General features: G+C 72.2%; 1 protein-coding gene and 1 pseudogene. Both read left to right on the plus strand.

Going from position 1 to position 9,570, the window contains the following annotated elements; all coding sequences use genetic code 11:
- The coding region (locus ACH4F2_RS34885) for a type I polyketide synthase (RefSeq protein ID WP_398136716.1) at window positions 1-4,137 on the plus strand (4,137 nt) is incomplete at its 5' end.
- 151 nt (window positions 4,138-4,288) lie between these two features.
- Window positions 4,289-9,570, plus strand: a pseudogene (locus ACH4F2_RS34890) (beta-ketoacyl synthase N-terminal-like domain-containing protein); the annotation flags it as partial.

Raw genomic sequence — 9,570 nt, forward strand, 5'->3', positions numbered from 1 at the left:
TGCAAGCCGTTCGCGGAGGCGGCGGACGGTACCGGCTGGGGCGAGGGTGTGGGGCTGCTGCTGGTGGAGCGGCTGTCGGACGCCCGCCGTAACGGTCATGAGGTGCTGGCCGTGGTCCGGGGTTCGGCGGTCAACCAGGACGGTGCGTCGAACGGTCTGACGGCGCCGAACGGTCCGTCGCAGCAGCGCGTCATCCGCCAGGCCCTCACCTCCGCCGGGCTCACCCCCGTGGACGTGGACACGGTCGAGGCGCACGGCACGGGCACGACGCTGGGCGATCCGATCGAGGCGCAGGCGTTGCTGGCCACGTACGGGCGGGAACGGGACGGTGTCGAGCCGCTTCTGCTGGGGTCGGTGAAGTCGAACATCGGGCATACGCAGGCGGCGTCGGGTGTCGCGGGTGTGATCAAGATGGTGATGGCGATGCGGCATGGTGTGGTGCCGGAGTCGTTGCATGTGGATACGCCGTCGTCGCATGTGGACTGGACGGCGGGTGCCGTGGAGCTGTTGACGGAGGCCCGGTCGTGGCCGGAGGTCGATCGTCCGCGTCGTGCGGGTGTGTCGTCGTTCGGGGTGAGTGGCACCAACGCGCACGTGATTCTGGAGCAGGCGCCGGTCTTGGAGGCGCAGGCCGGTCCGGTGCCGGTGCGGGTTGAGGGTGGTGTGGTGCCGTGGGTGCTGTCGGGGAAGTCGGAGGCGGCGCTGCAGGCGCAGGCGGCGCGGTTGCGGGCGGTGCTCGACGGGGACTGCTCGCCGGTGGATGTGGCGTTCTCGCTGGCGACGACGCGTGCGGCGCTGGAGCACCGGGCGGTGATCGTCGGTTCCGGGCGCGAAGAGCTGCTGCGGGGCCTGGACGCGGTCGTGGAAGCCACACCTTCCTCCGGTGTGGTCACGGGAGCGGTCCAGGATGATGCCGGCCGCCTGACGGCGGTGTTGTTCTCGGGGCAGGGGTCGCAGCGGGCGGGGATGGGCCGGGAGCTGTACGGGGCGTATCCGGTGTTCGCGGAGGCGTTGGATGCGGTGTGTGCGGGGTTCGACCGGGTGCTGGACCGGCCGTTGCGTGAGGTGATGTTCGCCGGGGAGGGTGAGCTGCTGGACCAGACCGGCTACACGCAGCCGGGGCTGTTCGCTCTGGAAGTGGCCTTGTACCGGCTCACGGAGAGCTGGGGTGTACGGCCCGACTATGTGACCGGGCACTCGATCGGTGAGCTGGCCGCCGCGCATGTCGCCGGGGTGTTGTCCCTGGACGACGCGGTGACGCTGGTGGCGGCGCGGGGGCGGTTGATGCAGGCGTTGCCGGCGGGTGGCGCGATGCTGGCCGTCGGTACGGACGAGGCTGCGGTGGCCCCGTATCTGGAGGGCCGGGAGGCGGAGGTGTCTCTCGCCGCGGTGAACGGTCCGTCCTCGGTGGTGATCGCCGGTGACGCCGATGTGGTGGCGGAGCTGGGGGATCGGTTCTCGGGGCTGGGGTGGAAGACGAAGAAGCTGCGGGTGAGTCATGCGTTCCACTCGCCGCACATGGACGCGATGCTGGACGATTTCCGCCGGGTTGCCGAGTCGCTGACCTACTCCCCGCCGTCGATCCCGGTCGTGTCGAACGTGACCGGTGAGGCTTCGGCTGATGTCGCTTCCGCCGAGTACTGGGTACGCCATGTCCGCGCGGCTGTCCGTTTCGGTGACGGGGTGCGTTGGCTGGAGGACCAGGGTGTCGGTGTGTTTGTGGAGCTGGGTCCGGACGGTGTCCTGTCCGGTATGGCGCAGGAGTCCCTCACCGGGGACGTGCAGCTCGTCGCCGCTCTGCGTAAGGACCGCTCCGAAGCGGAAGCACTGCTCACGGCTCTGGGCCGTCTGCACGTCGCGGGCGTGACCCCCGACTGGCCGGCGTACTTCTCCGGCACCGGTGCCCGCCGCGTCGACCTGCCCACCTACCCCTTCCAGCGCCGTCATTACTGGCTGGAGCCGGGTGGTGTGTCCGCTGAGGTGGGTGTTGGTTCGGTGGTGGACGGTGCGTTCTGGTCGGCGGTGGAGCGGCTGGACTCGGGTGCGTTGGCGGGCACGCTGGCGGTGGAGGAGGAGGCGTTGCGGGCGGTGTTGCCCGCGTTGGCGGGGTGGCACGGGCGGCAGCGGGAGCAGTCGGTGGTGGACGACTGGCGTTACCGGGTCGAGTGGAAGCCGCTGACCGGGCAGGCCGGGGACGGTCTCACCGGGACCTGGCTCCTGGTGACCCCCACCGGGGACCTCACCGGACAGCCGTACTGGGCCGAGACGGCCGCCGCACTGGAGAGCCGCGCGGATGCCGTGGTGCGACTGGAGATCGCGGACAGGACCCTCGACCGGGAGAGCATCGCCGCACGCCTCACCGAGGCCGTCGGTGAGAGGGAGCTGACGGGTGTCGTCTCCCTGCTGGCGGCGGAGGACCGTCCGCACGCCGAGCACGAGGGCGTACCCGTCGGGGTGTCACACACTCTCCTGCTCACCCAGGCTCTGGGCGACGCGGAGATCGAGGCTCCGCTGTGGCTGGTCACCCGCGGTGCCGTCGCGGTGGGGCGTGCCGACCGCCTGACCAGCTCCTCCCAGGCACAGATCTGGGGCCTGGGCCGGGTCGTCTCCCTGGAGCACCCGGAGCGTTGGGGCGGGCTCGTCGACCTCCCCGAAACGCTGGACGCAAGGGCGAGCGAACGACTCGTCGCGGCCCTCGCCGGGACGGAGCACGAGGACCAGCTGGCGATCCGCCAGGCCGGCATCTTCGGGCGGCGACTCGTCCGTGCTCCCCTGCGGGACACCGATCCCGGCCGGTGGGAGCCGCGGGGTACCGTGCTCGTCACCGGCGGTACGGGCGCCCTGGGCGCGCATGTGGCCCGGTGGGCGGCCGCCAACGGTGCCGAGCACCTCGTACTCACGAGCCGTCGCGGTCCGCAGGCCCCCGGCGCCGCCGACCTCGAGGCGGAACTGACCGGACTCGGTGCCAAGGTCACCATTGCCGCCTGCGACATCGCCGACCGCGACGCGGTGACCACACTGGTCAAGCAACTCGTCGCCGACGGGCACCCCGTCCGGGCAGTCGTGCACGCGGCCGGTGTCGGCCAGGGCACCCCGTTGACAGGCATGGACCTGACCGAGTTCGCCGACGTCGTCGCGGCCAAGGCGGCGGGCGCCGTCCACCTCGACGAGGTGCTGGCCGAAACCGACCTGGACGCGTTCGTGCTGTTCTCCTCGATCGCCGGCGTCTGGGGCAGTGGGCTGCAGGGCGCGTACGCGGCGGGCAACGCCTTCCTCGACGCCCTGGCCGAGCAGCGCCGGGCCCGCGGCCTCGCGGCCACCTCGGTGGCCTGGGGCCCCTGGGCCGAAGGGGGCATGGCGGACGGTGAGGCCGGGGAACAGCTGCTGCGCCGTGGCCTGCGGGTCATGGCACCGGATCTCGCGGTCACCGCCCTCGCCCAGGCCGTCGGGCTCGGCGAGGCATCGGTCGTGGTGGCCGACGTGGACTGGGCACGCTTCGTACCCGGCTTCACCGTCGCCCGGCCGCGCCCCCTCATCACGGGTGTGACCGAGGTGCCGGCGCTGATCGAGGCCGCACGCAGGGACGACGAGGAAGGTGACGCGGCGACGTCGGAGTTCACCAGGCGGCTCACGGGCCTCGCCGCCACCGAACGGGAGCGCGCCGTGCTCGACCTGGTCCGCGCCGAGTCCGCCGCGGTACTGGGCCTCGCGGGACCACAGGAAGTGGAACCATCGCGACCGTTCAGCGAGATCGGCTTCGACTCGCTGACCGCCGTCGAGGTCCGCAACCGGCTCAACGCGGTCACCGGGCTCCGGCTGTCGGCGACCATGGTGTTCGACCACCCGAGCCCGGCCGTGCTCGCCGGACACATCCTCGCGGAGCTCGTACCGCACACCGGTACAGCCCAAGTGCCGGTACTCGCCGAACTCGACCGGCTGGAGGCCGCCGTCGCGACGGCGGAGGCGGACGAGCACACCCGCGTCAGGGTGACCCAACGGCTGCAACTGCTCCTGGCGAAGTGGACGGGCGCGGGCGCGGAGCCCGGCAGGGAGGAGCAGTCGGCGGCCGAGCGCCTCGACTCCGCTACCCCCGAGGACGTCTTCGACTTCATCGACAACGAGCTCGGGCTCTCCTGAGATCTTCCCGGCCCGCAGCCACGTACCACTCAGTACCGCCGCCACTGGCTCGGCGTCTGTTGAACGCTGCCGAGCACCACAACCGCTAAGCACTAGACCGGTGGGGACTTCCATGGCCGACAACGACAAGCTCTTCGACTACCTCAAGCGGGTCACCGCCGATCTCCAGCAGACCCGTCAACGCCTCGCAGAAGTGCAGAACGCGGAGCAGGAGCCCGTCGCGATCGTCGGCATGAGCTGCCGGTTCCCCGGCGGCGTCGAGTCACCCGAGCAGTTCTGGCAGCTGCTCTCCGACGGCCGGGACGCCATGTCACCGTGCCCTGACGACCGCGGCTGGGGACTCGGCACCGGACCGGGTGAAGGCACCGGGCCGGTCGGCGGCTTCGTCCATGACGCGGCAGAGTTCGACGCCGGGTTCTTCGGGATCTCGCCGCGTGAGGCGCTCGCCATGGACCCGCAGCAGCGGCTCCTTCTCGAAGCCGCGTGGGAAGGCCTGGAGCGGACCGGCATCGACCCCTCGTCCATGCGCGGCACGCGCACCGGGGTGTTCGCCGGCGCCTCCTCGTCCGCGTACGGGCTCGGTCTGGGCGAGCTGCCCGAGGGCGTCGAGGGCTACCTCATGACCGGCAGCTCCACCAGTGTGGTCTCCGGCCGGATCGCATACGCCCTGGGCCTCGAAGGCCCCGCCGTCACGGTCGACACCGCCTGCTCGTCCTCACTCGTCGCCCTGCACCTCGCCGTGCGGGCTCTGCGCAACGGTGAGTGCTCGATGGCGTTGGCGGGCGGCGTCACGGTCATGGTGCTGCCCGGTGTGTTCTCCGAGTTCAGCCGTCAGGGCGGCCTGGCGGGCGACGGCCGTTGCAAGTCGTTCGCGGAAGCCGCCGACGGCACGGGCTGGGCGGAGGGAGTCGGCCTGCTGGTCCTGGAGAAACTGTCCGACGCGCGCCGCAACGGTCACGAGGTGCTGGCCGTCGTCCGCGGCTCCGCCGTCAACCAGGACGGAGCGTCGAACGGCCTGACCGCGCCGAACGGTCCCGCCCAGCAGCGGGTCATCCGCGATGCCTTGGCAAGCGCCCGCCTGGCCCCGTCCGACGTCGACGCTGTGGAGGCGCACGGCACCGGAACGACGCTGGGCGACCCGATCGAGGCCCAGGCTCTGCTCGCCACCTACGGCCAGGAGCGTGAAGCCGGCCGGCCGCTGTGGCTCGGCTCCGTGAAGTCGAACATCGGCCACAGCCAGGCGGCGGCCGGCGTGTCCGGCGTCATCAAGATGGTCATGGCCATGCGCCACGGTGAGCTGCCCAAGACCCTTCACGTCGACGCGCCGACCTCCCAGGTCGACTGGTCGGCGGGTGCGGTGGAGCTGTTGACGGAGGCCCGGTCGTGGCCGGAGGTCGATCGTCCGCGTCGTGCGGGTGTGTCGTCGTTCGGGGTGAGTGGCACCAATGCGCACGTGATCCTGGAGCAGGCGCCCGAGGTGGAGGCCGGGGCCGGGTCCGCGGGTGGGTCGGCTGACGGGACGGTGGTGCCGTGGGTGCTGTCGGGGAAGTCGGAGGCGGCGCTGAGGGCGCAGGCGGCGCGGTTGCGGGCGGTGCTCGCCGGGGATGCCTCGCCGGTGGATGTGGCGTTCTCGCTGGCGACGACGCGTGCGGCGCTGGAGCACCGGGCGGTGGTGGCCGGTTCCGGGTGCGAGGAGCTGCTGCGGGGTCTGGACGCGGTGGCGGAGGGTGCTCCGTCTGCTGGTGTGGTGAGGGGTGTCGTCCGTGACGAGACGACTCTGACGGCGGTGTTGTTCTCGGGGCAGGGGTCGCAGCGGGCGGGGATGGGCCGGGAGCTGTACGAGGCGTATCCGGTGTTCGCTGAGGCGTTGGATGCGGTGTGTGCGGGGTTCGACCGGGTGCTGGACCGGCCGTTGCGTGAGGTGATGTTCGCCGAGGAGGGTGAGCTGCTGGATCAGACCGGGTTCACGCAGCCGGGTCTGTTCGCTCTGGAAGTGGCCTTGTACCGGCTCACGGAATCGTGGGGTATCCGGCCCGACTATGTGACCGGGCACTCGATCGGCGAGCTGGCCGCCGCGCATGTCGCCGGAGTGCTCTCCCTGGACGACGCGGTGACGCTGGTGGCGGCGCGGGGCCGGTTGATGCAGGCGTTGCCGGCGGGTGGCGCGATGCTGGCCGTCGGTACGGACGAGGCGACCGTGGCCCCGTATCTGGAGGGCCGCGAGACGGAGGTGTCTCTCGCAGCCGTCAACGGTCCGTCCTCGGTGGTGATCGCCGGTGACGCCGATGCCGTGGCCGAGCTGGGTGCCCAGTTCTCCGGGCTGGGGTGGAAGACGAAGAAGCTGCGGGTGAGTCATGCGTTCCACTCGCCGCACATGGACGCGATGCTGGACGACTTCCGCCGGGTCGCCGAGTCGCTGACCTACACCGCGCCCTCCATCCCGGTCGTGTCGAACGTGACCGGTCGGGCCGAGGCGGACGTGGCGTCGGCGGAGTACTGGGTACGCCATGTCCGCGCGGCTGTCCGTTTCGGTGAGGGCGTGCGCTGGCTGGAGGACCAGGGCGTCGGTGTCTTCCTGGAGCTGGGGCCGGACGGTGTCCTGTCCGGTATGGCGCAGGAGTCCCTCACCGGGGACGTGCAGCTCGTCGCCGCTCTGCGCAAGGACCGCTCCGAAGCGGAAGCACTGCTCACGGCCCTGGGCCGTCTGCACGTCGGGGGCGTGACCCCGGACTGGGCGGCGTACTTCTCCGGTACGGGTGCCCGCCGCGTCGACCTGCCCACCTACCCCTTCGAGCGCCGCCGCTACTGGCTGGACCACGGCGGCCCGGCCGGCGGAGACGTCACCGCTGTCGGGCAGGGCAGCACCGACCACCCTCTGCTGGGCGCGGCCGTGACCCTGGCCGACGGAGACGGTGTCCTCATGACGGGACGGCTCTCCCTGCAGACCCATGCGTGGCTCGGGGACCACCGGATCTCCGGAGCCGCGCTGGTGCCCGGCACCGCTTTCGTCGAGCTCGCGGTGCGTGCGGGCGACGAGGTCGGCTGCGACCGGGTCGAGGAACTGACCATCGAGGCGCCCCTCGTCCTGCCCGAGACGGGCGGTGTGCAGATCCAGCTCGCCGTCGGCCCGGCGGACGGATCCGGGTGCCGCACGGTCACCGTGCACTCCCGGCCCGAAGACGCCCCGGCCGACCAGCCGTGGACACGCAACGCGGGCGGTGTGCTCGCCGCCGACGGCCGCAGGGCCGCCTTCGACCTGGCCCAGTGGCCTCCCACGGGTGCCGAACCGCTGGACACCGAAGGGCTCTACGACCGCCTCTCCGGGCTCGGGTACGGGTACGGCCCGGTGTTCCAGGGGCTGCGTGCCGCGTGGCGGCGCGGTGACGAGGTCTTCGCCGAGGTCGCCGTGGACGAGGACCAGCACCGGGAGGCCGGCCGGCTGGCTCTGCACCCGGCACTCCTCGACTCGGCGCTGCACGCCGTGGGCCTGGCCGACTTCGGCCGCGGTGGGCTGCCGTTCGCCTGGAGCGGTGTCTCGCTCTTCGCGACCGGCGCGTCGGCCCTGCGCGTGCGCCTCGCGCCCACGGGCACGGACGGCGTCGAACTCGCCGTCGCCGACGCCACCGGCGCGCCCGTCGCCTCCATCGAGTCCCTGGTGTTCCGGCGGGTCACCGCCGACCAGGTGAACGCCGCTGCCGGAGCGTCGTACGACGAGTCGCTGTACCGCGTCGACTGGACCCCGCTGCAGATCCCCGAGGCCGGGCCCGACAGTGCGGGAACCGGGACATGGGCGTTGCTCGGCGCCGACGCCCTCGGCGTGCGCGGCGGCCTCGCCACCGCGGGCATCGACCTCTCCGTGCACACGGACGTGGCCGACCTGGCTCCCGGCACCGAGGCCGTCCTGCTCTCCGTGCCGGAGCCGGACACGTCCGCCGCCTCCGCCGCCTTCACCTCGCCCGCGGGCTCCTCCGCCGCGGGCTCCTCGTCCGTCACCTCCTCCGGCGGCGACAGGACCGCCGGAACCGCCGACGCCGCCCGCACCGCCACCTGGCGGGTGCTCTCGGTCCTCAAAGAGTGGCTGTCCGACGAGCGTCTCGCCGACTCCCACCTGATCGTACTGACCCGGGGCGCGGTCCCCGCGACCGCCGACGCCGAGGTGACCGACCTCGCGGCCGCCGCCGTGTGGGGTCTGCTGCGCTCGGCGCAGTCGGAGAACCCCGGCCGTATCGTGCTCGTCGACCTCGACGTGGAGGCGTCCTCCGCGCGGGTGCTGCCCGACGCGCTGGCCACCGGTGAGCCGCAGATCGCGCTGCGCGGCGGCAAAGCGTACGCACCCCGCCTCTCCCGTCCCGGAACCGGCGGCGGACTGGTCCCTCCGGACGGGCCGTGGGTCCTCGACACGGTGGGCGGCGGCACGCTCGACGGCCTGGTGCTGGCCGAGCAGGAGGCCGTCGAGCCGCTCGGGCCCGGTGACGTGCGGATCGCCGTGCGCGCGGCGGGCGTCAACTTCCGCGACGTCCTCATCGCCCTCGGCATGTATCCCGGCGGTGCGGAGATGGGTGCCGAGGCCGCGGGTGTCGTCGCGGAGGTCGGCTCCGAAGTGACGGAGTTCGCCGTCGGCGACCCCGTCATGGGCATGGTCGGCAAGGCCTACGGCCCCGAGGCGGTGACCGACCACCGTCACCTCGTGCGTATCCCGGAGGGGTGGTCGTTCGAGCAGGCTGCGGCGACGCCGATCGTGTTCCTGACGGCGTTGTTCGGGTTGCGGGACCTGGCGGGTGTGCGGGCGGGTGAGCGGGTGCTGGTGCACGCGGGTGCCGGTGGTGTCGGCATGGCTGCGGTTCAGCTGGCCCGTCATCTGGGTGCTGAGGTCTTCGCGACGGCGAGTGAGGGCAAGTGGGACACGCTGCGTTCGCTGGGTCTGGACGACGAGCACATCGCTTCCTCGCGGACCCTGGAGTTCGAGCGGAAGTTCCTGTCCGCCACGGACGGCCTGGGGGTGGACGTGGTCCTGAACTCCCTGGCGGGCGAGTTCGTGGACGCCTCGCTGCGGCTCCTGCCGCGCGGCGGCTGGTTCCTGGAGATGGGCAAGACGGACATCCGGGACTCGGAGGCGGTCGCCAGGACCGTGCCGGGGCTGCGGTACCGGGCGTTCGATCTGGCGGAGGCGGGTCCGGACCACACGCGGCGGTTGCTGGGTGAGCTGGTGGAGTTGTTCGGGCGGGGTGTGGTGGAGCCGTTGCCGGTGCGGTCGTGGGATGTGCGGCGGGCGCGGGAGGCGTTCCGGTTCGTGAGCCAGGCCAAGCACGTCGGCAAGGTGGTGCTGACGGTGCCGCGTGGGCTGGGCGTGGATGCGCTGGGTGCGGGTGGGACGGTGTTGCTGACGGGTGCGACGGGGACGCTGGGTGGTCTGCTGGCGCGGCATCTGGTGGA

The organism is Streptomyces sp. NPDC017890, assembly GCF_044328675.1.
Taxonomy (GTDB): domain Bacteria; phylum Actinomycetota; class Actinomycetes; order Streptomycetales; family Streptomycetaceae; genus Streptomyces.